The sequence below is a fragment of the Salinimicrobium marinum genome (assembly GCF_014651535.1).
GTDB classification, from domain to species: Bacteria; Bacteroidota; Bacteroidia; order Flavobacteriales; family Flavobacteriaceae; genus Salinimicrobium; species Salinimicrobium marinum.
Map to the genome: position 1 here is coordinate 196,243 of NZ_BMXB01000003.1, position 26,215 is coordinate 222,457.

Genomic DNA, 26,215 nt, shown 5'->3' on the forward strand with positions numbered 1-26,215 from the left:
AAATTCCCTGATAATAAAGTATTATAAAACTCCACTGAAGTTTTTGGCGGAAATTGAATAATCAGTAATCGCACTACAAACCTCAGTAATTCGGATACTATTCAGTAGTAAATCATTCCCAACTTTGTATTCAGAAATAAAATATGAAATTATGAATACAGAAAATCAAAAAGTATGGCTCATTACCGGAACGTCGAAGGGAATAGGTCTTGATCTAACAAAACTAGTACTTTCAATAGGACATAAAGTAATAGCAACCAGTAGAAACACCGATGCTCTTGAAAAGGAAATTGACCTAAATAAGGAACACCTATATCCGGTACAATTAGATATCACTTCCGATAAAGAGGTGAAACTAACAATTGACAGACTTGTTAAAGAGCTGGGTAAGATTGATGTAGTAGTGAACAATGCCGGTTACAGCCTTGTGGGAAGTATGGAAGAAATGACCGATGAAGAATTTAGGGCTACAATGGATGTCAATCTCTTTGGATCGGTAAATATCATTCGGAATGTGATGCCTTATCTCCGCAAACAACATAGCGGCCATATTATTAACATTTCATCTAATGCCGGTTATATAGGTTTTGAAAAGGCTGCCAGTTATAATGCAGCCAAATTTGGAATGATCGGCTTATCGGAAGCTTTGGCGCAGGAAGTGAATGGTTTTGGGATCAAAGTAACAGTAGTGGCTCCGGGACAGTTTAGAACGCAATTTATGGATTCCATCAATTATGTTAAAAACAGAATAGTCGTATATGGTGTGGATGAAGCAGAAAAAATGTGGAGCAAGCATAGCGGTCAACAACCGGGGGATCCGGAAAAACTGGTGAAGATTTTGGTGAAAATTACAGAGATGACAAAACCACCGCTTCATTTACTGTTAGGACCGGATACTTACAAACTGGTGACTCAAAAGAGAAAAGAAGAAGATGCCGAATTTGAAAGCTGGAAATCACTCACCTTATCGACCGATTTTGATTAAATTGTTATTCAAAATCCAGGTTCCTGTTTAATAAACTGTTTAAGTGATGAAACCCTATACCATTCGCTCTATTCGTGAGCTTCACCAACTTTTGGAATTGCCAAAGCCAAAGCATCCGTTGATTAGCTTAATCGATTTTTCGGTGATTAAATGTTATGATGATGAAAAACTAGAAACCGTTACATACGGCTTTTATTGCATTGCCATCAAAAAGAATTTTAAAGGTAAAATGCGGTATGGGCAACAGCATTTTGATTTTGATGAAGGCATTATGACCTTTTACGCCCCCAATCAGGTAATCATTACCGAAATAAGGGATGACTGGGAACTAGAAGGCTATTGGTTAACAATACATCCAGATTTTTTACAAGGGTCTTCGTTGAGTAGGGAAATTCACGAATATGGTTTTTTCTCCTACAATCTTAATGAAGCTTTACATTTATCTATGGAAGAGGAAAACACCATCAACCAATTGTTATTGGATATTTCTAAAGAAAGTCAATTTTCCATCGACACATTTTCGCATTCCATCATCATCAGACAAATAGAATTGTTGCTTACTTATTCCAATAGATTTTATAACCGCCAATTCCTGACCCGCAAGCAGGCAAATAGCTCCTTACTTTCAAATTTCGAAACACTTTTAAATTCCTATTTTGTAGAATCAGAAGAAATTCCCAGTGTGGGGTATTTTGCCGAAAGAATGAATATATCCAGGAATTATCTAAGCGATATGCTTCGCAGTACCACAGGTCAAAGTGCTCAACAACACATCCAACAAAAATTAATAGAAAAGGCCAAAATCTTACTTAGCACTTCAGAACTGAATGTTTCTGAAATAGCCTTTAAGTTAGGTTTTGAACACCCACAATCCTTTCATAAACTTTTTAAAAGTAAGACGGATTTATCACCCTTAGAGTACAGAGCCAGTATTGGCGAAAATTGAATCTACCTCAAAATAGTTACATTTAAACACTTTTTCATATACTATCTTTTGGAGAATCATACGTTGCAGATATATCCCAAAGGAATTATATTTGAATGTGAAACCGATATTTACTTAATTTTATAGAGAGGTACGAAAGTGGAGGTTTCATTCAGTGAGGGGGGAATTTTCTTCTCAATTCGTAAACATTATGTAAGCCACCTTACTAGTACATTACTCCATCGCCCATTTTTCCAGTTTCTCCAGTACAGCAGCTTTATAGCTTCTACTTATCGGTAAAGCCTTGCCTGCTACTTCCAGGTGTTCATTGGTATAGGAATCCAGGGCGGCAAGGGAGACGATAAAGGAGCGGTGGATCCTTATAAAATCTGGTTCCGGAAGTTCCTTTTCTATGTTGCTGATGGTTTCCCGAATCACAAGGGAGCCGTTGCGGGTGTGAATCTTCAGGTAATCGCTTAAACTTTCTATATAAAAAATGTCCTGAAAATTGATCCTGATCATTTTACGGTCTGCACGGAAAAATATAAAATCCTGCCGGAATTCTTTTTCCGAAGAAAATTGGTTGGCTCCTGACTTGAAATGAATACTGGAAAAAGTATTTACAGCTCTTAACAATCGTTCAAAAGAGATAGGTTTCAGCAGGTAGTCTACGGCCTGTAGATCAAAACCATCTACGGCATATTCCCGGTAGGCAGTGGTGAAAATGATCTTTAACTCCGGATTAATGGAACGCGCGAAGGATAATCCTGAAATCTCCGGCATGTTGATGTCCAGGAAAATGAGGTCTACCTTATTTGCATTAATTAACCCGAAAGCTTGCGCGGCACTTTCACAGGAACCAAGAACTTCTACGTGGCTGATCCTCGCCAAATGCGTGGCAATGACCTCCCTTGCAGTTGGTTCGTCATCTACTATGATACAGGAAATTTTATTATCCATGTCTATACACTTTAGAATGGGTTAATGACAGATGAGCCTCAAAGCTACTTCCGGTTTTCTCTGCGGAAAAGCTATGTTGGTCCGTATACAATAACTGCAGTCGTTTTTTCAGATTTTTCAAGCCGAGTCCGTTGTGGGTTTCCCGTTCCTGATCATCTTTCACAGAATTCCTTATAATAAACCGAAGTTGTTCCTCATCTATCTGAAGGCTAATGGAGATCTTCAGTTTACCATTTACCAACTGCCCGTGCTTAAAGCTGTTCTCCACAAAAGGAAGCAGCAACATAGGCGGGATTTCAATATTTTCAGTAGTAGGAGGGAGGTCAAGATCCACAAGCAGGTTATCTCTAAACCTCATTTGCTCCAGGGCAATATAATCTTTTATATGCTCAATTTCGCTGCCAAGGCTTACCAGGGGCTTATCTGCCTGGTACAACAGGTAATCCAGCAAATTGGAGAGCTTCAGGATCATATTGGGCGTTTCTTCGCTTTTTTTTAGGGCGTGACCGTACAGGGTGTTGAGGGTATTAAACAGGAAGTGGGGGTGCACCTGCAATTTCAGGTAATGCAGCTCCTGTTCCTTCAGCTTTAACTGTGCCTCCAGAAACTTGTTTTCCAGAGCCCGGTTTTCAGCAATAGAAGAATAATTCTGCTTCAGCAAAGTGAAAGCGCTCACCAGTACCACCACGAGATATACGAGCACCATCATTGACAGGAGGCTTCGACCAGGGCCAGGCATTCCGCGGTAATCCATATTCAGGATAAAAATGAGTCCATAGAAAATGGAGATTACAATGGCAAAAGCAGAGAGTACCAGGGTATAAAAACTATAAAGGCTAAACAACAGATATTTTTTTTTCAGCAAAAATCCCGGGAGGAGGTAATAGATGGTGGTGTAAGTGGTGGCCATCGTTACCGGCAGGAGAAATGCCGCAAAGGAGCCCGAATAGAAAAGGTTCTCATTTGGTGCGCCTAGGAAATAGGAGAAAAAGCTAAGCACGAGAAACCAGAAAAGGCTGTGCAGCGCAATTTTTCTCCATAAAAAATATACAAGTGTCCCGGTGATCATAGAACCTACAATATCCAATTAATTTCACAATGGTTGAGTCCCTTGCGATGAATAACAGGTTTTTTGCCCGATTCAACCCAACGGATTAAAGGCACAACCAAAACAAGCGCAGAATCTGCTGAAATACGACCGAAACTGGTAGTTGGTATCTTTAAAAGATTTTCGCCGGTAATAAGCAGTAGATTTGGCTATAGACAATTAAAAATACCAAAATCATGATATTAGCACTACAACAGCAGACGCAAAAAGGATTTTTCGAAGTGGTAGGAGACAGGTTTGAGGAAGGCGGATTTTTTATAATGATGTTTATCTTTATTGTCTTGATCATCGGAATCTTTCTCCTGGTAAGGGGAATGTATTTCACGAAGAAAAGAGATCCTAAAATTGCCAGGACAATTACCCTGCTCAATTCCATCGGACTTTTTGCCCTGGTGCTGGGAGTGTTCGGGCAATTGATAAGCCTCATCGAGACCCTGGATTACCTGAGCTCCTTTGACGATACCACTCCGCGGGATTTTGCTCAAGGCCTTAAATTTACCATGCTGCCTACGCTTTTTGGCTCTTTGGTATTCTTGTTTACCCGCTTTTCAACCATCGTACTTAATTGGGTGAAGCCGATAAAGTAATGGAGGGAGGATTTTCAGGACTTAAAATCTAACTCAATTTATTCAAACCGAAAACGATCATGAAAAATTTTAATTCTCTACTGCTCGTGGGTTTAGGAACGCTTCTTCAAGCGCAATCACAGGAACATGGAAAGCTCACAGGTATTTTGTAAAGGCAAATTTATCTATTGGTTCGGCCAATAATCTATCACCAGCACTTTGTCCAGGTGAGGACCTACGATACCACCAAAGGCCTTGTGAGCAGGATGTGGCAAATATTCATCCCTGAATTTTTCATCTTTAAAGGTCTTAAATAAGCAATGCGTGAATCCATCAGATAGTCCCTCCGGGCTAATATCTATGCCCTATTAAAAATCCACTATTCCGTCAATCTTTTGAGGAAGTTCTCTAAAAGCCTCTACGATCTGCCTGATCTCTGTCTCAGTGCACTGTCTTTGGATTTTTCAAAAGTTACAGATGCAAAACCTCTTCAACAATATATTGGCTCCCGGCATTAAAAGAAAAGTTTGTTTAGATCAGTAGTTGATAAGATTTTGAAATAATAGTGGTTGGTGATTACCTGGAGCATTGGATCCCAGGTTCTTGCCGTTATTATATGCGTTCTGAAACACAGAAACTAAATACCACATAATGCTCAGCTTCCTGAAAAAGATGTTTGGGGCGGAAGTGGGGAAGTTGAAGATGTTGAGAATAGAAAATATGGGCTATATCTTAATAACAACGTTTCCCGTCTTCTGTCCCGTCAGTACATATTCGTAAGCTCTGGAGAGTTCTTCCAGCGGGAATTCCCGGTCTATTACAGGCCTGAACGTGCCTTTCTGCAAATGATCAGTAATATAGGGGGCCGATCTGTTCTTGTGATAGGGGATGGGAAAGATCACTTTTTTGTCCGACATTGATTTCAGCAGGGGATAATAGACATTCTGGAAATAAGGTCCCAGCTCTGAAGACATGTAGACTCCTTTTTCCTTAAGCAGTGGTCGGCACTTGCCGAATGTGCTCTTGCCTACCGTGTCAAATATATAGTCGTAGTGGTCAGGGTCCTTATTAAAATCTTCTTTGGTGTAATCATAGATCCTGCCGGCGCCTAAAGATCTTATCAGCTCAATGTTCCTGGTATTACAGGTGGCCGTGATCCTGACATCATACGGCCTCACAAACTGCAGCAGCGCAGAACCGATGCCTCCGGTGGCCCCATTGATAAGAATATTTTGCCCTGCCCGGAGTTCGGTCCTTTGAATGAAGGAGTACGCATAATGAGCTCCTTCCAGGCTTGCAGCTGCCTGTTTGAGATCTGTCTGGTCCGGAACCCGGAATACGTTTTCAATGGAGGTTGTGAGATATTCAGCTTGTGATTCTGAACCCATGTCATTAAAGCCAAATACTTTATCGCCTATACTGAAGGAGTCGACGTTTTTTCCTGTGGCTGCTACTTCTCCTGCAAAATCGTTCCCTAATATTATTTTTCGGGGTTTACGCAGGCCCAGGAAGAATCGCATAATAAATGGTTTGGCAGTCAGGTTGGCACAATCGGTCCTGCTGACAGTGGTAGCATGGACCTTGATCAATACCTCATTATCCTCTGGAACAGGTCTCTCTAAACTTTCTATCCTTATCTGATCCGGGGAGCCGTAATTCCTGCGGATGGCAGCTTTCATTTTGGTCATTGTTTTCTTTTAACTGGAGAACCATGGGTTCAGGTTGGCAACAGGTATTAGCAACAGTAATTTAAGGGGAGTTGAAATATTGTATATGGGACAGAAGAGGTGAGGTTTTTTCCTGTTCTGCTAAAATTTCCGATAGGTATGAATCGTTCGTTTTACCGGTATTGAAGATAAACATTTTTTACCTCAAAACCTTTCCAGTACAAATTCCTTGTTCAGCATCATCCCTGCGGTGGCTCCCGTCGAAACAGTAACTGAAAGGGTTCGTAGTGGCGTTGTGCTATCTCCAAAGGCATAAATGCCGGGTACACTTGTTTTCTGGGACTGATCCGTTTCTATATAACCTTCATCGGTTAATTTGCAACCCAGTTCTTCGGCGATCCGGCTATTTTGTTCAAACCCAGGTTTGGTGTAGACAGCTTTAATGGCCGATCTGGAGCCATCAGTAAACACAAGGTTTCGGAGATAGCCGTTGGTATGCTCCAGCTCCCTTATTTCCTTTTCGATGATCCTGACCTGGTGTTTTTCAACCAGCCGGCTTTGCTCTCTGGTCAATGCAGATCTTCCGCTGGTATAAAGGCTCAGGTTTGGGGTCCAGTTCAAAATGAACTTCGAGAATTCGAAGCCGTATTCGCCATTTCCCAGGATGCCTGTAGGTTCGTTTTTCACCTCATATCCGTGGCAGTAGGGACAATGAAGCAACGAAATGCCCTAGCATTCCAGGAGTCCCTGATGTTGGGTAACATGTCTTTAATGCCCGCTTCAAGGATCAGTTTGGCAGCCGAAAACAGTTCGCCTGAAGAGGTCCGGATCTCAAAGCCTTTTTCTGTTCTTGTTGCAGTGTCTGCTGATCCTTTAAAAAACTTAACGCCGGAATACTTTACCAACTGTTGTCTGGCAAGATCTGCTATTTCTTCAGGGGTTTTTCCGTCCTGGGTCAGGAAATTATGCGACTGCGGGGTTTCCCGGTTGCAGGGTTTCCCGCTGTCGATAACCAGTGCGTTTCTCAATGCCCTGACCAGTGCCATTGCGGCGGCAAGCCCTGAATAACTTCCGCCTACGATGATCACGTCATAATGTTCTGTTGTTTTCATAGGAATGTTCTTTTAGCTGATCGCAACGATCAGGCTTGTGAGGAGCTGGAGGAAAGCCACAGGTGCCCAGATACGTTCTATCCTGCTGGGGGTAATGGTATTCATAATTGTCCCGGCAATGAAAAGTACAAAATAACCCAGATCCCGATGCGGGAGATGGATCTTAATTGGGGAAATAATAAGTTGGCTTCTGATAATACTAGTGCTGCGATCAGAGCTAGGATCAGGATACTGATAGCTGCAACGATCCTCATGTGGGAAGGATATTTTCCCGGATATTTTCCTCCCATAGACGCTGCTCCCCATGGCACTCCGGCAGCTAAGGAGGCCTGAAAGAAGATTACTATGCCGGTTAGGGCGGTAAATATAATAGCTGATGCAGATTCCAGCATATCCAGTACATGTGTTTATTCAATTCCCATTCCTTTATTTCCCTATAGCAGTTAATCCAGCGATAAGGGAGCACCAACTACCTTCATCTCATTCTGTTCAAAAACTTGGTTCAGTTCTTCAGGAGAAGGATCATGATCAAGGGAGGCCAGGAACACGAAAAAATCCTCAAGTTTTCCTGCGGGTTGCACTGTAACCGCTCATTTTCCCCGTCAGGGATCTTTGAGTCCAGGCATGGGGCACATTGCGGGGTAGAAATATAAGGTCTCCTGCGCTCATTTCATAGTTTACCTCTCCTACGCGGAATAGATAATCTCCCTCGATAATTGAAAAGATCTCATCCTGGAGGTAATGCACATGAAGTGGAGTGCCTCTTCCCTGGGAAAGGGAAGTTTGCTCAAAGATCGCCAGATCTCCATCGGTGTCCTTCCCCGAAATCTTCACCTTCAGAATATTGGAATTTACCCCTCGTAATGTTAAAGACCCATGGTATCTTCCTTCCCCTTTGTTAACCTTAAAACCTGTTGTTGTTCTACTTTTAACCTCTTCCCTTAATCGGGACCACCAAAGCGGTAGGGTAGAAAAGCTGAAAAGCGCGGTAATAAAACTGATTCTTTTCATTATAGTTCCTGTAATAAGCTGTTTAAATGCCTTAAAGCCCTACATTCTGTACTTACCTGTCCAGTGGAAAAAAGCATTATGAAAGTGAAGGTATTGCGGGTCAGAAACTATTATATTACATATTTACTGAAATAAATTATATAAATTACAGCACGTAGCCTTAACCTTTTATAAAGGGTAAACCTTAAAACATCTTCCTATGATCCTACACATAAAATTTATGGTGAGCCTGAGGTGTAAAATGGTAGTGAAGGAAGAATTGAAAAAACTCGGACTACATTATTCAAATGTGGATCTGGGAACAGTTGAAATTATAGAGGAACTGGATCCTGCACAGAAAAGCCAGCTAAAAAATAATCTGCAGAAGTACGGTCTTGAGCTTCTTGATGACAAAAAAAACATTCTAATAGAGAAGATCAAGTCACTTATTATCGAAATGATCCATTATTCCGAAGAGCCACCCGAAGGTAATTATTCCGATTACATCAGCGAAAAACTGGGATATGACTATACTTACCTTTCGAACATTTTCTCTGAGGTCAAAGGCACCACTATTCAGCAGTATATCATTATTCACAAGATTGAACGTGTAAAGGAGCTGTTGCTTTATGAGGAACTAAACCTTACGGAAATTTCCTATAAACTTCATTATAGCAGTGTCGCCCATTTATCGAATCAGTTCAAGAAGATAACCGGATTGACCCCTTCGTACTACAAGAAGATAAAGGAAAATCGCAAGAGAAATCTTGAAGACCTGTGAATCCTGTAACATATAATATGGAGGCTGTAATTTTTTGTTGTTGAAATTTTCGAAAATTGTTTAATATTCCGGACCTGAACCTTTTATAATCATAATGCGCCGATGAAGGGATTGGGGGATTCCAACAGAAGCAATTAAAAACCTTATGATCAGCATAAGGTTTTTTTCTATTTTTTCAGAGTAAGACTTACCCGGTTAAATGAATCCTGAGGCCATCCTTTCTTTTGTAAGGCTTCCGTGATGGCCGGGAAAACAGGCGAAAGAGGGAATTCCCATCTAACCTAAATATTTGAATTATGGAGAATGTCGAAGTAGAAAAATCCAAGGCTTTTGCTATTATTGAGATGATTGAATATGTATCCAATGCAGTGGTCATAAAAACTGTTTTAAAAAAGACCACAGGAAATGTCAGCGTGGCCTCCTTTGATTCGGGTGAATTCCTGACCGAAAAAATTTCTCCTTTCGATTGCTTTATTCAGATCATTGAAGGAAAAGCGGAAATTGTGATCGAAGATCTATCCAGCATCCTAGAGACCGGATATTCCATCATAATCCCTGCACATTCCAGGAATACGATCAAAGCAAATGTTCGCTTTAAAATGATCGTCACCATTATTAAAAGTGGTTATGAGTAAGTGGTTGTTTTTGCTATAGCTGAGAAATGAAATAAAGCTTCCGGGAAGAACATCTCGTGTAACGTATAAGAGATCGATATTCTTTCAGTAGTGGATATTAAATGATCTGTTCCCCATCTATTGATCCGGTATTTAATCTAATGTTTTTGTTCTAAAGTGAAAGAAAAGGAAATAATAAAGAGCGGGAGTAACATAGCTGTGATCGTAGCCCATCCGGATGATGAAACCTTGTGGTGTGGTGGTACGATCCTGGAAAATCCTTTCAGTGACTGGTTCGTTGCTTGTCTTTGCAGGAAAAATGATTCAGACAGGGCACCAAAATTCCAGAAGGTACTAAGTATTCTCCGAGCCAGGGGGGAAATGGGCGATCTTGATGACGGTCCAGACCAGTTGCCCCTGGCCATGCAGGAGGTGAAAAAAGCAGTTTTAGAACTCCTGCCCCAAGAAAAGTTTGATCTTATCATTACTCACTATCCTTCCGGGGAATATACCAGACACAAAAGACATGAAGAAGTAAGCGGGGCGGTTATAGAGTTATGGCAGGAAGATAAGATCCGGACCGCGGCATTATTCACTTTTGCTTACGAAGACGGAAATAAACAGTACCTCCCGAGAAAGCAAGCTTCTGCCGGTATACAAATAAAGCTGAAAGAAGAAACGTATGACCTGAAGTATAGAATAATAACTGAAGTCTACGGATTTCCCCCTGATGGGTTTGAAGCATTAACAACCCCGAAAGAAGAAGCATTCTGGAAATTCGACACATCTCTAGCTGCTCTCAACTGGTTGGAAAAAACAAGGAATCAGTAACACCACTCCGACATGAAAGCTTTAGTATTGTATGATTATCCGCCCTCTCCGGGCGGACTGGCAACCCAGGGGGACCTGCTTTACCGGGGGCTCCTGGAAATTGGTGTAGATGCTCATGCGGTTCATTTTGAATCTGCCCAGGAAAAAGAATGGTATTATCGCTGGTTCGAACCCGATGTCGTGGTAGGGATCGGATACTGGGGGCATACCCCACAACTCATTCTCCATCCCAAACGCTATGGCGCACTACCGGTACCCTGGCTGGTAGCAGATGGCTACATTGCAAATTACCAGGAAATACTTAATGGATTGCCTCTCATTCTGGTTACCTCCAACTGGGTCAAAGAGATGTACGTGAGGGACGGCATAAAAGCGGATACTATCGAGGTACTCCCGGTAGGCTGTGATACTGATTCATTTACAATCTTTAAAAAAGATGATCCCAAGATCCTTGCCGTGAGAGAATCACTGGGAATTTCCCCGGGACAATTAATGATCCTAACCGTTGGTGGCGATGCAGCTTCCAAAGGGGCCCAGGAAGTAATGCAGGCGTTGTCTATTATAGATACAAAAGCGCCGGACTGGAAGTATGTATGTAAGGTATGGCCACAACCAAGAACCAAGGCGCAGAACTTAATTGACCTGGAAATGGCAAATAAGCTGGGTCTGGAGAAAAACATTACCTACGCCACAAATACCATTTCCAGAACCTTTATGCCATACCTCCTTGGTGCCTGTGATATCTATGCGGCACCTTCAAGGCTGGAGGGTTTCGGAATGCCGCAGGTAGAAGCAGGAGCCTGTGGGAAACCTGTTATTGGAATTCGGGCAATGGGCATGCTGGATACCCTTGTTCATAAGGAAACAGCGCTTCTTGCAGGGGTAGCCAAAAGAATAGTGGTGAAAAATGTGATCCTGGGGGAAGAATCTGGTTTTGAAGAGAACAGGACCATTGAATTTGACACTCCGAGAACAGTAGATTACCGGGCAGACATCCAGGATATTGCCAAATACCTCTTACTACTTATGAAAGATGCAAAGCTAAGGGAAACCATGGGGTTATCAGGAAGGGAACGTGTAGTAGCCAATTTTGATTACCGGGTGGTGGCACAAAAATTCGTAAAGATTATTCAAGACAGGCTGGGAATAAAATAGAAAAAGATGAATTCGCAAGACAAAGATCTGTTGGAAGCCGCTAAGGCAGCAGCCCTGGAAATTCTGCTTCACAACGTGAAAGGTCCGTTCCATGATCTGCCCAGGACGGCCGGCTGGGGCTACCCTGAACCTTATACCCGGGACTTGCTGATCTCCATCTTCGGAATAGCGGTTTCCGGAAATGATGTTCTCCTGGCCAGTATGAGAAAGGTTCTGGAAACGCTTGCTTCCAACCAATCTCCAAAAGGACACATCCCTTCCCTGGTCCACGACAAGGAAGATCGCGGCGCCAGTGATACCACTCCCTTGTTCCTGATAGCTGTGGCAGTTTTCAGACAGGTCGTTCATGAACCCGGGTTCCTGCAGGCCGCTGCTGATAAAGCAATGGTATGGATGGATTACCAGAACCCTTCTGACCGATATCTTGTGGCGCAACAACCTACCAGTGACTGGCGTGATGAACAATGGGTTAGCGGATACGGCCTTTTTGTGAACAGCCTTTCCTACACCTACCTGAAATTGTTCAATGTGCATGATAAAGCCGAAAAGCTGCGGAATGAAATGAGTCGCTTTACTATAACCGCAAAAAAAGCCCATCGGCACGTCCATGAAGGCCTGGTAGTAAAGCATAAGCCCTATTACGCCTTATGGTCCTACAAAATATATAGTAGCGAGCGTTTTGATCTCCTGGGAAACAGCCTAGCCATATTATCAGGCATTGCCCCACTTTCGCGATCAAAGGCCATGATCTCCTGGATAGAGAAAGAATGTGAAGCCATGAGGGTCAGCGACAAGCTTGCACCGGGCCTTATCCCTAATTTCTTTCCGTTCATCAATCCGGGAGAAATAGACTGGCATCCCAGATATGAACATTTTAATCAGCCAGGAGACTACCACAACGGCGGAGTATGGCCATTTATTACCGGATTTTATATTGCTGCCCTGACTGCTGCAGAAAGACATTCTCTTGCTGAACGAAAGTTAATGGATTTGGTGCATACCATAAAGAGGTCGAGAACCCGGAAGCTGGAATTTGGGTTTAATGAATGGTATAAGGCTCAGGACGGCAATCCTATGGGTCAGGATTGGCAAACCTGGAGTGCTTCAAGTTTTTTATACGCCGCAAAATGTGTAGAGGATAAGAACACCCTATTTTTTGATAAACTCAGAGTACAAAAAGGAAGTAATTGAAGACCTGTGATTTTTGTAAATTTAATTGGGAGTGATATAGTTTTCTTCTTCTAATTGCGAGTAACTTGTTGGATTATAGTAAATTATTTTAAATAAAACTATGGTAAAAGGAAAATCAGGGTCTAAGTCTGATAAGACAAAGCCGACAGTAAACTTAAAGGAAAAACGTAAGGCAAAAGAAGCCAAACGAGCAGAAAAAAGTCATAACCACACACGCCTGAAATAATACAGACTAAAAAGCAGAAGAAATGAAATTAGTATTTATAGGTACTTATCCTCCCCGGGAATGTGGAATAGGAACTTTTACCCGGAACCTGACAAAATCCTTGTCAGGATCCGATAAGAAGGGCGGACCACAAAACGAGGTGCTGGTGATCGCAATGGACGATCACGACCAAAAATACAAATATCCTGCTGAAGTTAAGCTCAGCATACAACAGGAGCAACAAACGGATTATCTCCAGGCAGCTGACTTTATTAACCTTAGCGGGGCAGACGTATGCATTCTCCAACATGAATTTGGCATTTATGGTGGACAGTGCGGGGTTTATATCTTACCACTTTTACATCGGCTGGATATTCCGTTTATTGTTACACTTCACACCGTGCTGGATTCTCCTTCTTACAGTGAAAAAGCTATTTTGAAAGAGATCTGCAAAATGGCCAATAAGATAGTGGTTATGAATGAAAAAGCTGTTTTTTTCCTAACCAGCATTTACGACATACCTTCTGCAAGCATTGTTTTAATAGAGCACGGTGTGCCTGATATACACTTCGATAAACAAGAATCCAGAAGAGAATTCAAATTAACCAATAAGAAGGTTCTCCTGACCTTTGGTTTTATAAGTCGCAATAAAGGAATTGAAACAGTCATTAAAGCCTTACCTGAAGTCATTAAAAAACATCCGCAGGTACTCTATATTATCCTGGGTAAAACCCATCCAAACGTATTACGGCATTCCGGGGAAGAATACAGGACTTATCTTCAGCTTTTAATAAAGAACCTGGATCTTCAGTCGCAAGTCTTGCTCTTAAACGAATTCATTGCAGAGAAAGAACTTTTTAAGTATTTAAGTGCCTGTGACATCTATCTTACGCCCTACCTTAATGAAGCACAGATTACTAGTGGAACGCTTTCGTATGCCATGGGTGCCGGTTGCGCCGTGGTTTCCACCCCTTACTGGCATGCTGCAGAATTGCTTACGGAAGAAAAAGGAAGGCTTTTTGGCTTCAATAATTCTGAACAACTGGCGGAAATCCTGGATGACCTGCTAGATCATCCCGAAAGCCTGAAACAGATCCAGGACAATGCCTACAAATATGGAAGAGAAACCACCTGGCCCAAGATCGGGAAAAAATATCTTCAGCTTTCTAAGGCTCTGAAAGACATTCCAAAAGTGAAAACAGAGAAAAAAGAAAATGCTATAGACCTTCTATTATTACCTCCGTTTTCCCTTACGCATATCAAAAGATTGACAGATGACACCGGGATCATTCAACATGCCAAATTCGGGATTCCGAATCTTAAGGAGGGATATTGCCTGGATGATAATGCCAGGGCTCTGCTGATGGTCCTGATGACCTATAAACAGAAAAAAGGTGCCGCTGCGTTAAAGTTTATGCCCATTTACCTGAGCTATATTCATTATATGCAGAATAAGGACGGGACCTTCAGGAATTTCCTGAGCTTTAACAGGAATTTTCTTGATGAGGTAGGTTCAGAAGATTCCTTTGGAAGAACAATATGGGCACTGGGTTATTTAATTGGGAACGCGCCTAATGACGCCTATTATCAAACCGGGAAACTGGTGTTTTTTGATGCTCTCCCCAATTTTAAAAGATTAAGATCCATCCGCAGTATAGCCAATACCATTATCGGGGTATGTTATTATTTGAAGACCAATCCGGGGGATGAGGGCATGGTGGAGATTTTAAAAAACCTTACAGACAAACTTATTGGACATTATGATGCAAATCATTCTGAAAACTGGAAGTGGTTCGAGTCGTTACTTGCTTACGATAACGGAATCCTGCCCCTGGCACTCCTGCATTCAGCACAAATAATTCCGGACGAGCGGATTGCTGAAGTAGCCATGATAACCATGGATTTTCTTACAGAGCACACCCTGAAGGACGGGGCTCTTTCTGTGATTGGTAATAGTAAATGGTATGTAAAAGAGGGGGAACGTTCGTTTTTTGCCCAGCAGCCTATAGATGCCATGGCCATGGTATTGATGTTTCACCAGGCTTTCCTTCTGACAGGCCGGAAAGAGTACCTGAACAAATTATTCGCTTCCTTCATGTGGTTCCTGGGCGAGAACGATCTTAGGATGAGCCTTTACGATTTTGAGACAAAAGGCTGCTGTGACGGATTTGAGCATTATGGGATCAATCGGAACCAGGGGGCAGAAAGTTCTTTGGCGTATCTTATATCTTATTTGACGGTATTGCAGGCTCATGAGGAATTCTACAAAACCAATGATTCCAAATTTTCTGAAAAGGAAAGTTACCAGCCTAACCAATCTATGCACTTGTGAAAGTTGCTGTGTTGTCGCCCGTTGCCTGGAGGACACCTCCCGAGAAATACGGACCCTGGGAACAGGTTGCCTCAACCATTACCGAAGGCCTGGTTAAAAAAGGCCATGATGTAACTCTTTTTGCGAGCGGTAATTCGGTTTCCTCCGCAACACTGAAATCCGTATGTGAGCTACCATACGAATCTGACCCTTCGGCCGATCCCAAAGTCCTTGAATGTCTGCACATCAGCAACCTCATGGAACATGCTGCAGATTTTGATATCATCCACAACCATTTTGATTTCCTTCCCCTTACGTATTCCCGGCTGATCAACACCCCAATGATCACCACCATCCATGGCTTTTCATCTCCCAGGATCGTTCCGGTATACAAGAAATACGATACTGAAGTCGCTTACATTTCCATTTCAAATTCTGACAGGCACCAGGAACTGACTTATCTGGATACCATTTATCATGGGTTAGATGCTTCCCTTTTCAGCTTCAGGAAAGATAAGGAGGACTACTTGCTGTACTTCGGCAGGATACATCCTGAAAAAGGCCTGCATAGGGCTATAGGAATTGCATTAGAATCGGGATTTCCTCTAAAGATTGCAGGGCTGATACAGGATCAGGATTATTTTACAAACGAGATCAAGGAAAAGATCGATGGAAAAAACATACAGTACCTGGGGAACTTAGGAAAAGAGGACCGGAACATACTGCTGGGTGGTGCAAAAGCCCTGCTGCATCCCATTAGCTTTGAGGAGCCTTTTGGCCTGAGCGTAGTTGAAGCCATGATGTGCGGAACCCCGGTGATCGCCTATTCCAAAGGCAGTATGCCAGAACTGATCGTCCACGGGGTCACCGGATTTCTTGTAAAGGATATACCTGAAGCTGTTGTTGCGGTTCAAAAGCTCGACGACCTTGATCCTGAAAATTGCAGGACTCATGCAGAAACAAACTTTAGTATGGAAAAAATGATCAATTCTTATATAGCAGCCTACAAGAAGGTGATTGCCGGTTATAATTCATTTTAACAAGGCAGTAAACAGTTCTTCCAGGTTAACCACCGCATAGGTGGAAGAGTAATCGGATACCGCATAGGGTAAAATAAGGCTGTTATTGTGGATAAGGGAGCCGCAGGAATAGACCACGTTGGGTACATACCCGTTTCTCTCTTCTTCAAGGGGCATCAGAATAGGTTCTTCAAGCCTTCCGATCTCTATGGAAGGATCGTCCAGATCCCTGAGTGTTGCCCCGATACTATAGCGTCGCATGGGTCCCACCCCGTGGGTGATAATAAGCCAGCCCTTTTCAGTCCAGAGAGGAGAGCCGCAATTGCCTATCTGGGTAAATTCCCAGGGATATTTTGGTTCCTGTATCATGACAGGATTTTTCCAAAGGGTGGTCCTTTCGGAAAACATCAGGTAATTATTCACCCCATCGATCCTCGAAAGCATGGCATATTTGCCTTTTATCTTTTTTGGAAATAATGCAAGGTTCTTGCCCTGGGCACCGTTTCCGTGTAAAGGCATTATCCGGAAGGTGTAGAAGTCTTCGGTTGATAAAAGCTTGGGCAGAATGGTATGGCCGTTATAGGCAGTGTAAGTGGCATAGAACTTAACGGTATTATCATCTTCCGTAAACCTAACAAACCTCGCGTCTTCTATGCCGCGGTTTTCAGATTCTGAGATGGGAAAAATGACACGCTCAGAAATGTCGGCATCCTTGTGGAATTTGATATCATAAAAAGAATCCACCAGCCAGGTGATCTCTTCCAGAGCCATCCTCATAGAGGAATCGATCTCCACTTGTTTCAGCAGGTTATTTACCGCATTTTTTAGGATATAATAATCAAACCTGTCCGGGAGATCATCCATGATAATACCGGAATGTTCTTCCGAAACCTCCATCTCCTTCAGCTTTTTGACAAATCTTTTTTTATCATATAGTTTTTTATGCAGAATTGCAGCCATATCCACATAATCTCCCACTTTGGCAAGACGCAGATCGTTGTTGATACCCAGGATCCCTCTTCTGAATACTATGGAGGAAATATGCCCTTCCCCCGTTGCCCTGAAGGAAATAATGACTCTCTTTTCTCCTTTTTCGAGATAGGACTGGTCCAGATCTTCTATGATGGAAGGATTGAAAAATGCGGCAGATTCCAGGGAATATTCCATCGTATTATAGGACCCGATAAGCATTTTACGTTCATCAGAAAGATCATTATAATCAATTTCCATTTCCTCAATGATGCCACGAATGTTGTCACAGTGTTTAAAGAAAAGACGGGATACATTCCGGTGCCGACTGGCAAATTCCCTGAGGGTTTGTTCAAGGGTTCGGCTTACCTGATCTTCAGTCATCAGAAGGATCCTGTTCACCAAAGCTTTGGTTCGATGGTCTCCATTGTTGAAAAAGCGAGCTACCACCCGGCTTGCATCGGGAAAAAAGGTGAAGTCCTTACGTGTTATAGAGACTCTCATAGGTAGGGATGAAAGATGGAAGATACATCTAATTACCATAGAATAAATGCTTTTTCTTATGTATTAATGGATCATATGCAGTTTTTTAGCTGGAAGTCTTCAGTTAGGATTTAGTGCATCTAAGCCTCCAACTAATGATACAGAATGGTAGCCTAGACATGCTGGGAGAAGTAGGTGCCCAATATTTGGGCTACTCTTCTTCAGATCCCGCATACTATCCATTTTACAGGATAGCCGAAGAGGAGGGGATTCCTGTAGGGATACATACCGGAGCGAGTTTTCCCGGACCTCCTTTTAGGTGCTGCCCAAAATTCAGGCTCAGATATGGAGATCCGCTGCTCCTGGAGGACATGCTGGTGTAATTCCCAAAGCTAAAGGTCTTTATGATGCACGCCGATGGGGCAGGATCATATTCCGAATATACTTTGATTTTGATGAACATTTATCCCCAGCTCTATACAGATATTAGTATAGTCAACTGGATTCCGGGGATGGAACAGGTGCTTGAATCTTTCCTGCGGCAGGCGAAACAGATGGGACTGGTAAACCGTATACTTTTCGGAACAGATCAAATGATATGGCGCGAAGCAATTGGAATAGCAGTGAATCGTATCAATTCCCGGGACTTTCTGACTGCGGAAGAAAAAGCGGATATCTTCTATTACAATGCAGCTGAATTCCTTGGCCTTGAAGAGGATGTGATTGGTCAGCATCATCAGATGGTGAGGGAAGTGAAGGGGAATTGAATTTAAGGTTGACAAGCCAAAAGGAAAGTAAGAACATAAATGGAAATAATAGATCTATGGGAATTAAAAAGAAGATATCTATAGGAATTCTTACCCTGGTTTGTGCTGTAATGTTATTATTCGCAGGTGAGATATTTACGATGGCCGATAGCGGCAATTTGATGCCGGTCATATAACAAAATATTGAAAAAACATCCGCTGAAATTGAAGAATATAGCCCTGCACTACTTTCAGTTTTTTTCACCTCCATGAAAGCCGTTTCTGCCTTGTTGCTAAGTCTGTCTGTCGGAGTCTTAATATTGATCTATGGCCCCTTCAGGAGGAGAAGAAAATGATATAAACCGAGAAAGGGAAGGAAGTGCTTGTAATTCTTTTAATAGTAAAATCAATTCGGGGTCGACTGCACCCATATCAATGCTTAAATCTAGCAAATTCTTTCGTATGAAATCGATCGGCTACCATAAGACACACCTTATTACTAATTCTTTCTTTAGTATTTTTTAGATGCTTAAGGATTTGACTTTTAGAATATAGGTCTTCTAATTGTCGAATATCTTCCTGAAACGTTAGTTCTGTAGTGGCATATAGTGCTCTAGGAATAATAATATCTTTGTCTTGTTGAAGATCAAGTCTACTATAATCCATATCCCAAAACACGTGTTTTGGAAAGATATCAGCTATATTTCTATGACGTCTCATAATGCAATTTTATAAAATATTTTTTTATTGCTTCTGAGATTATATTAAATCTAACCTTGAATAATCAAAACCTTTGCCACAATCTTTAATAACAGGGCAAATATGAACTCACTGGTAATCTCTCCTTAAATTTCCTAATGATGTCAAAAGCTATTTTTATCTTGTGATGAACATTTTTATTTTTTGAAGAAAACTAACGTTCCACAATTAAACTTTCCTGATCCAGACCTTTTTTGTATTTGTGTAGCAGATCGATCAGAACTAAAAGATCCTTTTCCTCTATTGAATTGATATTAAAATTCATTTTTTGTAGATTATATCTTTCACGACTACCTGATATTTTCAATAGTTCCTCAAATCCTTTTGGAATGAAAAACCGGCTTTTTTCAGGGATGTATTTTTTATATTCATGGAGATAAATTCCGATTCCGGCCAAATCGAAATCCCCAAAATGAAGATAGTTATTGGGTATGGATCTCATCCATTTTACAAAATCTTTATTCTGATTTTGGGGATAGCGGCTTATAAACAATGGCCGGATATCTTCAAATAGATAGGCCTGTTCCTTTAACCTTCTGAAATTCTCAGAATTTTCCACGCCCACAATGGTGACATCGGATGCAGGAATAAAATCTTCAAAGTCATAGATGAAATGAAAAATGCCCTCCAAGGGTTGGATCAGAATTTCTTCAGCATTTAATGTTGCAGAAATAGAAGTGAAGCAGTTCACTAAAAATCCTTTGAAGGTCCGAATGGACTTTAATTTAGAATCCCCTGTGACGTTCACAAGGGATGCACGAGAGGTATCGCTTTCCTCCAAAGCTGCCACGTAGGCTTGTAGGTCTTTAATGGAAAATCTAGTATTGATGTACAAGTCCAGCTTCTCTTGATTGGCTAAGCCCACTGTTTTCCTGATCTTCCCGGTTCGAAATAAAATATTTTCCTGAATGAGATCTTCAATTACGGCGTGCTTAGCGGCACTTCCGGGAAGTATAGTGCCATCAGATAATTCTAAAAGAACTTTTGCTATGCGAAGGGGAAGTTTCATATACTACAGGCTTTTCGCTGCCGGTATCTTTTGTACCAGTCGTTTTACAGTGGTGAAATTTTTGCTGTTTTTGGACAGGATGTAAGTGTAGCGGTATTCCGTCGCGTTATAACTGGTGGGAGAACCGTTGATCAACAGGATATTTCGGTCATTGGCAAATTTTAGAATACCTTTCACATTGTTGGGGTGAAGCCTGCCAATCTCATCCATCATGCAGTGAAGCTTGAAATCCTTAAACTTTTTTGAAGCATTGTCCTTAAATACATTCAGCAGCATAATATTGATCATTGCTTTCACCAGCACATCGGTGCCTTCAGATCCTACGTTGGATAGTTTTTCCACCCATTGGGAATCATTGTCATTTTCAACGATCCTGAATTCCAGCCCAAAAGAATCAGAAAGTTTCAGTTCATCGGCTTTAAAAAGATTGATCTCTTTGAGTAATTGCTTAAGAAGCTTTACCGCCTGGGCATTACTAGAGTTCTGATCATCTGAAGAAAAAAGATTGGTTTCACCCAATTGCATTCCGTTTTCATCATTGAAGGCTTTTATTTCAAGCAGGATCTTCATAATCTTATTGGAACTTTCCACGGTTCTCATCGCCATACTTTTTATAGCGCCTACAAAGTTTCTGTATTTAAAATCTGAATTGATCTTTTGGATTACCCGGTTGATCTCTCCTTCTTTAGAAAGCATTTCCCCGGTCTCTTTTCCAATTTGCCTTATAATGTGTGAAAAACGTTCATTCACCCGTGCTTCATATTCTGCAATTTTATCTTCCTCTAAGAATTCCCTTAGGTCTTCGGCAAAATTCAGGTAATTATTGGTGCTGTTGAAGCGGGTTGGGAAATTGAAAATGTTCTCTTCGGCAAAATTTCCGGCGAACCTGGTAATTGCTTCCTGTAGGGTCCTTAGTTTTTCAATGCCGGAATAGTGTTTTTCTGTGATGTTTTCAATCAGTTTGCTTCCGCTGAGGGCTGTTTTGTCCTTTTCATTAAACTGATTTAAAAGCTTCTCAATTTCGGGAAACCAATCCAGCTTCCTGAAATCCTCATACTTCTCCAGGTCCTGTAGGATTTGTCTCAATTGATTTTTCAGTTCTTTAACCTGTTCAGTCTTATTTTTCAGATCTTCGAGAAGGTTGTTTTCCTTACTCCTATATTCTGCTTCTGTTCTTTCCAGTTCTTTATTTAATAATGATCGGCGGTTCCTGAGGTCGGGTTCTTTATCAAATAATTCCCGCTTGTCCTTGTGATATTCAATGACCAGTATATTATTGGATTCAATAAGATCCAATTCCAAGCCTATTTCCCCCAGATTTTTGTCAATTTCTTCGATCCGCCCGGTATCTGCTCCCTGTTTATTGAATTCAGATTTCTCCTGCGCTTTTATCTCTTTTGTTCGTGAGGCAATTTCCTTTTCTTTATTTGTTACCTGTTCTTTTAAATCCTTAAGAAGGTGTTTTAAATTCGTTTCCTCCTGAAGCAGCAGGTCTTTCTTTTCTTTGTTTTTAGCTGAAACTTCCCTCTTTACCCTTGTCAGTAATTTGTCCAAAGCATCTTTCGTGTCCTGTTTTTTCGCGGCTAAATTTTTCCAATCCTCCTGAAGTTTTTCCAGAGCCTCTGTTTTTTCTGCAGCTGCTTTTTGCTCCAGTTCATGAAGGGAATTTTCTGTTTTAGTAAGCTTTTGTGAAAATTGCTCCTTGTGATAGCTATTAGAGGAAATCTGTTCTTTCAGGCTATTGATCTTAGGACGGAATCTTCTCTTTAAATTTTCCTTTGCTTTTTCCTGGTTTTCTAAGGCTTCTTTCTTCCTTGACTGTAGTTTTTCCGCTTCTTCTGAAAGTTCCTGAATTTTCTCCTCATAGTCTTCCAGAGTTCTTACCTGTTTGTCAATAGCGCTTAGATCAAGCTGCACCCCATAAAAGCTATCGGAATTTCCCTCGCTTAATTGCGGACTTAGATCTTTGCTGAAGAGTACGTTTTCTTCATCCACCACTTTTCCAATAGAGCTCTCCCAGTTTGGAAGGTTCGTATTAAGCCATTCATAAAAAGAGCCTTTGCTGTCATCTATTTTTCTTTTAACGGTCTCTATTTTTTTACTGGTTTCCTGAAGTGATCTTTCCAGATCATCTAATATAGCCTTAGAACCATTTTCTGCCTTTGCATTTTCCAGTTCCCATTCTTTTTTCAGGTGGTCTTTTTCCTTTCCGGAATTTTCTATGGTGGCTTTAGCAGTAATTATTTGTTGTTCCAGATCTTTTTTCTCCTCTTCCAGGGCTTTTGTTTCAGACTTAAAAAGAGGTGTATGTTTAATTTTTACTTCTTTAATTTTTAATTCCTGAAGGGAGTAGTCTTTATCCTGTATTTCATTTTCAGCAAGTTTGATTGCCTCGTGGTGCTGTTTTTCTATCTGCGCGATCAGGTTCTCATATTTTTCCTGCAGGTTTTCTTTATAAGTACCAAAGCTCTCCTGGTGTTCCAGTCTTTCCCGGGTGATCTTATTTTTAAACTTTTCAAGCTGGGTTTCAAGTTGATCCAGCCTGGCCCGGTATTGTTGTTCAATGGCCTCGAATTTCCCGGTAAGCAGCTTTCGTTCCTCCTGTAAGTTTTTTTTGTTGAAAATTAGGCCCGACTTTCTTTCAGCCCTGGATAAAATGGTTTCAATACTTTTGTCTTCGTAAACCTTCTTTTTCTCTTTCAGCTCTTTAAGTTGGCTGGAGATAATCCCAATGTTTGTTTGCAGCTGTTTTTGGTTTTTTTCAAAGTTGGCTCTAAGAGCGTTCAGGCGATCCCCGGCTTTTGTTTCCGCCACCGTGGCTTTTTCCAGTTCCTCTTCTATTTCAGGTTTGGTGGATTGGACGCTGTAAAGGAACCAGCCCAATTGTGTGGAAGAACTTTTCTTTTCCTGTTCCACAAATAAATAGGAACGATTTGCTGTGGCCACAGCTTCAGCCTGGGAACGCACAATGATCTTTCCGGCTTTGTTTTTTTGGGACCAGATCTTTATATCATTCAGCTCTGTTTCAAAATTCCGTAAGTGGTTGTGGGCATAGGTGCTTAGATCGATCTTTATTTCTTCCTCGCTTAGGGATTTTATAATGGTTTCCTTGATAAAAGCGGCATCCAGTTTAGAATTCAAAAATACATTCTGAATGGTTCGCGGAATATTCTGATACTGCCTGCTTTCCAGAAGGGCATATTTTCTGAATTCAGTTGCCAAACCTTTGTTGTTTCCGTAGAGAATATTGCGATAATCCTCGTAATTGCTGATGATCTTTGTATAATAGACTTCCCTTCCAAAAGCCGTTGTCTGTTCAAAAGTGGGATAGGCCTTTCCGGTGTCATCTATAAAATAATTCTTATCATACCTGGCATCAAAGAACCGAAATGCCACCCGACCCTGGGATTTAAAGGCTATAATAGAATAGGTAATATCCTCCCGTTTTACCTCGTAAATGATATAGGAATTTTGGTAGGGGAAATAATACTGATCAAAATTCTTTTTTTCGCGGGGAATACCCAGTTTCATTTTATCGGCATTATAAAAGAACAGGATAGCCCTTAACAAGGTACTTTTTCCCACGCCCTGGGTACCTATTAAATGGACATTTCCGTCGAGGCTAATTTCTGCATAATGTGCCGCGGCGCTATTGATGAAGATAATTTTATTCAGGTATCTCATTGGCGATATCTTCAGGGATATGTAAGGTCATTATTAATTCTTCCAGGTATTCAAAAGAGGAAAGAACTTTATAGGTGTTAGTTATCTCATCCTGTAATTCCACAAAATTGTCTTTTAACAGGTAGTCAACGAGTTTGGAAACCGCTTCTGTGTAATTGGTCCTTTTTGTGATCTTTTTCAAGGCAGTCAGTTTTGATTTAAGGTCTGCATCGGTATTCAGCCGTACGGTTATATCTGCAATGCTAAACCGAAATCCTGAGCCAAAAGAATGATCAAAGGTTTTGAAAAAGTCGAGAATATCTATCCATTTAAAAGCAATTTCCAATTTGCGCTCCAAATTAACTTTCGATTCATTTCTGCTAAAATAAAAGTACCCATTCCCTCTTTCCAGGATGAAATTAATATTCCCGAAATAGGAGGTGAGCAGCTCAAAATGATCTTCATCTTCCAGGACAGCATATAATTTGCGATTAAGGTCTTTGGAACTGTTGGAACAAATAAATTTTCCTTTGCTCAGTACATCAAAGATCTCTGCGGTATTTTTTGGGAATTCCTGCATTTAGTTTGATTTTGGATAAACAAGTGTGTATTCAATATCCTGAAAGGTTTCATAGCTGGAGGTGATTTCAAAGATATCTTCATACTGTGAGATCAACTGGCAATACAGGGTCACCCGCTCTGCAAAAGAAACCTCTTTTAGAAAGTCGTAGTTCATTAAAAATTTAAAGAGATTATTTCCGGTAGCCATAAAACTGTTTTTAACCTCCTCCAGGTTGATTAATATTTCCTCCTGTATCTGCGTATCCAGTTGATCTCGAGAAATATTTTCTGCAACAGGAATTTTAATTTCTGCTTTTGTTTTTATTCGTCCGCTTATCCTTTTAATAGCCACAAAAGCTTCATCTGTAGCCAGGAAATCGGGAGAAAGCTTTACGGGGTAGGCGGGTTGTTTTTCAAAGACTACTAAATTCCGTTGACTTAACACCTCTTTGATATCAGTACCTGCCTGAATAATAAATTGGTCCTTCAGGTATTTTACTTTCCGTAATTTTTCTATAATTCCACTTTGGTATTTTATCTGGTTGAGAAATTCGATGATCTGTTTTTCCGTTTCAATGAGGTTGTGGGAGCATTCAATAAGATCATGTTTAACCTGGATAATTATACTATTTAGTTCTTCATCCAAAGCGGCTTTAAAGAAAGTTTTTTCTTCGCTTGAAATCAAGGTTTCCGTTTGATGGATCAGGTCCTGGATATCACGCCTTTTGCGATCAAAATTTTCCAGTTTAGCTTTTTTGTTTTTGTAATTAGGTTCGTTTTTGAATGTGGTATCAATATTTCGACGCAGATCCACCACGTTTTTCAGGGTGCTCAATGCGATCTTTTTAAAAGTATTCTTTATAAACCTAAGGTAATTGTATCTCCTTATTTCATTGTTCTCATTCAGGAAATAATCAATATTTTCCCGGACACTTTTTATGTTTTCATTGATATAGGAAGTATTGATTTCCTCATTTACTCCCAATACATTTTCAAAAAACTCCAGGTACTGGGTATCTAGCTCCAGGTAATCCCCATTTTTATAGATAACCGAATGGTCGATAAGGAACTGGATCTTTTCCTCCTTATAATCAACCATCTCCAGTGCGTAATCATAGCTGTACACAAGGGATTTTCTCTTGACGAACATTTCAGACAAAAGTCTTTCCTCCATTTGGAGGGCCCTGAGAAGTTCTCTTAAATTTAAAAAAGTGTTCATATAAAAATAATAACCGGCAAAGTCGGAAATTTTTATTTCATTACCATACCTTTTTCCAAGGTCTGTCCAGGATCTGAATATTTACTACCTTTTTTATCAGGAGGATTTTCTTTTTTCCTAAAAGCAGGAGAAGTTTGGAGGGATTAATAACCTGTTACTTTAATATTGGAAATCATTAGCTTCAGGAAAAAGATCCCGATTGCAGCCTTCCCGGAAACCAGGAGCCAGGTCCTGTTGATAGCTTTGCAACAAGAAATTACTTGATCATTCGAACCCTCTCAACCGGTTCAAAGCCCATTTAAAACAGGAAGGCCTCCTTTGTTTGATGCAACAGACTTTTCAAGAATACATTAATTATGATTAAAGTGTAAAGCTTAACAGAAGTA

At 41.0% G+C, this 26,215-nt stretch carries 25 protein-coding genes and 1 pseudogene; 12 read left to right on the forward strand and 14 right to left on the reverse strand.

The window, feature by feature from the left end; genetic code table 11:
• Positions 1 to 151: 151 nt before the first annotated feature.
• Both IE056_RS07295 and IE056_RS07300 read left to right on the forward strand, forming a co-directional pair.
• Positions 152 to 985 (forward strand): SDR family NAD(P)-dependent oxidoreductase, encoded by an 834-nt coding sequence (locus IE056_RS07295; RefSeq protein WP_189604039.1) that lies wholly within the window; start codon positions 152 to 154, stop codon positions 983 to 985.
• A gap of 46 nt (positions 986 to 1,031) precedes the next feature.
• Positions 1,032 to 1,931, forward strand: a complete 900-nt coding sequence (locus IE056_RS07300) for a helix-turn-helix domain-containing protein (protein WP_189604040.1) — start codon at positions 1,032 to 1,034, stop codon at positions 1,929 to 1,931.
• Positions 1,932 to 2,144: 213 nt separating this feature from the next.
• Here the strand turns inward: IE056_RS07300 and IE056_RS07305 are convergent, their stop codons facing one another.
• Together IE056_RS07305 and IE056_RS07310 are read right to left on the reverse strand one after the other, a co-directional pair.
• Positions 2,145 to 2,870, reverse strand: coding sequence for a LytR/AlgR family response regulator transcription factor (locus IE056_RS07305; protein ID WP_189604041.1), 726 nt, complete (start codon positions 2,868 to 2,870; stop codon positions 2,145 to 2,147).
• The gene (locus IE056_RS07310; RefSeq protein ID WP_189604042.1) at positions 2,863 to 3,957 is read right to left on the reverse strand and encodes a sensor histidine kinase; all 1,095 of its coding nucleotides are present in this window, start codon (positions 3,955 to 3,957) and stop codon (positions 2,863 to 2,865) included. The genes IE056_RS07305 and IE056_RS07310 overlap by 8 nt, the downstream gene beginning before the upstream one ends.
• Positions 3,958 to 4,154: 197 nt before the next feature.
• Between IE056_RS07310 and IE056_RS07315 the strand changes: the two genes are divergently transcribed.
• Positions 4,155 to 4,565, forward strand: coding sequence for a MotA/TolQ/ExbB proton channel family protein (locus IE056_RS07315; protein ID WP_189604043.1), 411 nt, complete (start codon positions 4,155 to 4,157; stop codon positions 4,563 to 4,565).
• A 164-nt stretch (positions 4,566 to 4,729) separates the two neighbouring features.
• Here IE056_RS07315 and IE056_RS18770 read toward each other — a convergent pair whose 3' ends face one another.
• The 6 genes from IE056_RS18770 to IE056_RS07340 all read right to left on the reverse strand — a co-directional run bounded on the left by IE056_RS18770 (position 4,730) and on the right by IE056_RS07340 (position 8,334).
• Entirely contained in the window at positions 4,730 to 4,906 is a 177-nt protein-coding gene (locus IE056_RS18770) for a Dabb family protein (protein WP_189604078.1), read from the reverse strand.
• A 363-nt stretch (positions 4,907 to 5,269) separates the two neighbouring features.
• A complete protein-coding gene (locus IE056_RS07325) occupies positions 5,270 to 6,232 on the reverse strand; it encodes an NAD(P)-dependent alcohol dehydrogenase (protein ID WP_229793686.1) in 963 nt (320 codons plus the stop codon).
• A gap of 183 nt (positions 6,233 to 6,415) precedes the next feature.
• Positions 6,416 to 6,898, reverse strand: a complete 483-nt coding sequence (locus IE056_RS18670; RefSeq protein WP_308427607.1) for an FAD-dependent oxidoreductase — start codon at positions 6,896 to 6,898, stop codon at positions 6,416 to 6,418.
• Positions 6,895 to 7,323, reverse strand: a complete 429-nt coding sequence (locus IE056_RS18675) for an FAD-dependent oxidoreductase (protein ID WP_308427608.1) — start codon at positions 7,321 to 7,323, stop codon at positions 6,895 to 6,897. Before IE056_RS18675 ends, IE056_RS18670 begins: the two co-directional genes overlap by 4 nt.
• A 101-nt stretch (positions 7,324 to 7,424) precedes the next feature.
• The gene (locus tag IE056_RS07335; RefSeq protein ID WP_189604044.1) at positions 7,425 to 7,715 is read right to left on the reverse strand and encodes a hypothetical protein; all 291 of its coding nucleotides are present in this window, start codon (positions 7,713 to 7,715) and stop codon (positions 7,425 to 7,427) included.
• Between the two features lie 166 nt (positions 7,716 to 7,881).
• Entirely contained in the window at positions 7,882 to 8,334 is a 453-nt protein-coding gene (locus tag IE056_RS07340; protein WP_229793687.1) for a cupin domain-containing protein, read from the reverse strand.
• A 199-nt stretch (positions 8,335 to 8,533) separates the two neighbouring features.
• Here IE056_RS07340 and IE056_RS07345 point away from each other — a divergent pair, with 199 nt between their 5' ends.
• The 7 genes from IE056_RS07345 (at position 8,534) to IE056_RS07375 (ending at position 16,441) form a co-directional block, all read left to right on the forward strand.
• A complete protein-coding gene (locus tag IE056_RS07345) occupies positions 8,534 to 9,094 on the forward strand; it encodes a helix-turn-helix domain-containing protein (RefSeq protein WP_189604045.1) in 561 nt (186 codons plus the stop codon).
• 296 nt (positions 9,095 to 9,390) lie between these two features.
• The gene (locus IE056_RS07350) at positions 9,391 to 9,729 is read left to right on the forward strand and encodes a cupin domain-containing protein (protein ID WP_189604046.1); all 339 of its coding nucleotides are present in this window, start codon (positions 9,391 to 9,393) and stop codon (positions 9,727 to 9,729) included.
• 156 nt (positions 9,730 to 9,885) lie between these two features.
• The gene (locus tag IE056_RS07355) at positions 9,886 to 10,539 is read left to right on the forward strand and encodes a PIG-L deacetylase family protein (RefSeq protein WP_229793688.1); all 654 of its coding nucleotides are present in this window, start codon (positions 9,886 to 9,888) and stop codon (positions 10,537 to 10,539) included.
• Positions 10,540 to 10,551: 12 nt separating this feature from the next.
• Positions 10,552 to 11,694 (forward strand): glycosyltransferase family 4 protein, encoded by a 1,143-nt coding sequence (locus IE056_RS07360; RefSeq protein ID WP_189604047.1) that lies wholly within the window; start codon positions 10,552 to 10,554, stop codon positions 11,692 to 11,694.
• Between the two features lie 6 nt (positions 11,695 to 11,700).
• Positions 11,701 to 12,885: a glycoside hydrolase 100 family protein gene (locus IE056_RS07365; protein ID WP_189604048.1), complete on the forward strand. Its 1,185-nt coding sequence runs from the start codon at positions 11,701 to 11,703 to the stop codon at positions 12,883 to 12,885.
• A gap of 248 nt (positions 12,886 to 13,133) precedes the next feature.
• Positions 13,134 to 15,422, forward strand: a complete 2,289-nt coding sequence (locus IE056_RS07370; RefSeq protein WP_189604049.1) for a glycosyltransferase family 4 protein — start codon at positions 13,134 to 13,136, stop codon at positions 15,420 to 15,422.
• Positions 15,419 to 16,441 carry a glycosyltransferase family 4 protein gene (locus IE056_RS07375; RefSeq protein ID WP_189604050.1) on the forward strand — a complete coding sequence of 341 codons (1,023 nt, stop codon included), beginning with the start codon at positions 15,419 to 15,421 and terminating at the stop codon, positions 16,439 to 16,441. The genes IE056_RS07370 and IE056_RS07375 overlap by 4 nt, the downstream gene beginning before the upstream one ends.
• Here the strand turns inward: IE056_RS07375 and IE056_RS07380 are convergent.
• Positions 16,433 to 17,893: a glycoside hydrolase family 130 protein gene (locus tag IE056_RS07380; protein ID WP_189604051.1), complete on the reverse strand. Its 1,461-nt coding sequence runs from the start codon at positions 17,891 to 17,893 to the stop codon at positions 16,433 to 16,435. The genes IE056_RS07375 and IE056_RS07380 overlap by 9 nt on opposite strands.
• A 134-nt stretch (positions 17,894 to 18,027) precedes the next feature.
• On the opposite strand from IE056_RS07380, the gene IE056_RS07385 reads away from it, so the two are divergent.
• Together IE056_RS07385 and IE056_RS07390 are read left to right on the forward strand one after the other, a co-directional pair.
• Positions 18,028 to 18,255: an amidohydrolase family protein gene (locus IE056_RS07385; protein ID WP_189604052.1), complete on the forward strand. Its 228-nt coding sequence runs from the start codon at positions 18,028 to 18,030 to the stop codon at positions 18,253 to 18,255.
• A 12-nt stretch (positions 18,256 to 18,267) separates the two neighbouring features.
• A pseudogene (locus tag IE056_RS07390) lies at positions 18,268 to 18,639 on the forward strand (amidohydrolase family protein); the annotation flags it as partial.
• 411 nt (positions 18,640 to 19,050) lie between these two features.
• Here IE056_RS07390 and IE056_RS07395 read toward each other — a convergent pair.
• The 5 genes from IE056_RS07395 to IE056_RS07415 all read right to left on the reverse strand — a co-directional run bounded on the left by IE056_RS07395 (position 19,051) and on the right by IE056_RS07415 (position 25,829).
• Complete coding sequence (locus IE056_RS07395) at positions 19,051 to 19,338, reverse strand: DUF6922 domain-containing protein (protein WP_189604054.1); 288 nt, start codon at positions 19,336 to 19,338, stop codon at positions 19,051 to 19,053.
• Between the two features lie 193 nt (positions 19,339 to 19,531).
• Positions 19,532 to 20,386, reverse strand: coding sequence for a DUF7281 domain-containing protein (locus IE056_RS07400; protein WP_189604055.1), 855 nt, complete (start codon positions 20,384 to 20,386; stop codon positions 19,532 to 19,534).
• A 3-nt stretch (positions 20,387 to 20,389) separates the two neighbouring features.
• On the reverse strand, positions 20,390 to 24,070 hold the full coding sequence (locus tag IE056_RS07405; protein ID WP_189604056.1) for an ATP-binding protein: 3,681 nt from the start codon (positions 24,068 to 24,070) through the stop codon (positions 20,390 to 20,392).
• Positions 24,054 to 24,629, reverse strand: coding sequence for a condensin complex protein MksE (locus IE056_RS07410; RefSeq protein ID WP_189604057.1), 576 nt, complete (start codon positions 24,627 to 24,629; stop codon positions 24,054 to 24,056). Before IE056_RS07410 ends, IE056_RS07405 begins: the two co-directional genes overlap by 17 nt.
• On the reverse strand, positions 24,630 to 25,829 hold the full coding sequence (locus IE056_RS07415; RefSeq protein WP_189604058.1) for a hypothetical protein: 1,200 nt from the start codon (positions 25,827 to 25,829) through the stop codon (positions 24,630 to 24,632). It lies immediately after the preceding gene.
• Positions 25,830 to 26,215 lie beyond the last annotated feature (386 nt).

Coding starts and splice junctions, on each gene's coding strand:
- IE056_RS07295 (WP_189604039.1), top strand. CDS start 152: ATGAATACAGAAAATCAAAAAGTATGGCTCATTACCGGAACGTCGAAG.
- IE056_RS07300 (WP_189604040.1), top strand. CDS start 1,032: ATGAAACCCTATACCATTCGCTCTATTCGTGAGCTTCACCAACTTTTG.
- IE056_RS07305 (WP_189604041.1), bottom strand. CDS start 2,870: ATGGATAATAAAATTTCCTGTATCATAGTAGATGACGAACCAACTGCA.
- IE056_RS07315 (WP_189604043.1), top strand. CDS start 4,155: ATGATATTAGCACTACAACAGCAGACGCAAAAAGGATTTTTCGAAGTG.
- IE056_RS07325 (WP_229793686.1), bottom strand. CDS start 6,232: ATGACCAAAATGAAAGCTGCCATCCGCAGGAATTACGGCTCCCCGGAT.
- IE056_RS18675 (WP_308427608.1), bottom strand. CDS start 7,323: ATGAAAACAACAGAACATTATGACGTGATCATCGTAGGCGGAAGTTAT.
- IE056_RS07335 (WP_189604044.1), bottom strand. CDS start 7,715: ATGCTGGAATCTGCATCAGCTATTATATTTACCGCCCTAACCGGCATA.
- IE056_RS07340 (WP_229793687.1), bottom strand. CDS start 8,334: ATGAAAAGAATCAGTTTTATTACCGCGCTTTTCAGCTTTTCTACCCTA.
- IE056_RS07345 (WP_189604045.1), top strand. CDS start 8,534: ATGATCCTACACATAAAATTTATGGTGAGCCTGAGGTGTAAAATGGTA.
- IE056_RS07350 (WP_189604046.1), top strand. CDS start 9,391: ATGGAGAATGTCGAAGTAGAAAAATCCAAGGCTTTTGCTATTATTGAG.
- IE056_RS07360 (WP_189604047.1), top strand. CDS start 10,552: ATGAAAGCTTTAGTATTGTATGATTATCCGCCCTCTCCGGGCGGACTG.
- IE056_RS07365 (WP_189604048.1), top strand. CDS start 11,701: ATGAATTCGCAAGACAAAGATCTGTTGGAAGCCGCTAAGGCAGCAGCC.
- IE056_RS07370 (WP_189604049.1), top strand. CDS start 13,134: ATGAAATTAGTATTTATAGGTACTTATCCTCCCCGGGAATGTGGAATA.
- IE056_RS07380 (WP_189604051.1), bottom strand. CDS start 17,893: ATGAGAGTCTCTATAACACGTAAGGACTTCACCTTTTTTCCCGATGCA.
- IE056_RS07385 (WP_189604052.1), top strand. CDS start 18,028: ATGATACAGAATGGTAGCCTAGACATGCTGGGAGAAGTAGGTGCCCAA.
- IE056_RS07395 (WP_189604054.1), bottom strand. CDS start 19,338: ATGAGACGTCATAGAAATATAGCTGATATCTTTCCAAAACACGTGTTT.
- IE056_RS07400 (WP_189604055.1), bottom strand. CDS start 20,386: ATGAAACTTCCCCTTCGCATAGCAAAAGTTCTTTTAGAATTATCTGAT.
- IE056_RS07405 (WP_189604056.1), bottom strand. CDS start 24,070: ATGAGATACCTGAATAAAATTATCTTCATCAATAGCGCCGCGGCACAT.
- IE056_RS07410 (WP_189604057.1), bottom strand. CDS start 24,629: ATGCAGGAATTCCCAAAAAATACCGCAGAGATCTTTGATGTACTGAGC.
- IE056_RS07415 (WP_189604058.1), bottom strand. CDS start 25,829: ATGAACACTTTTTTAAATTTAAGAGAACTTCTCAGGGCCCTCCAAATG.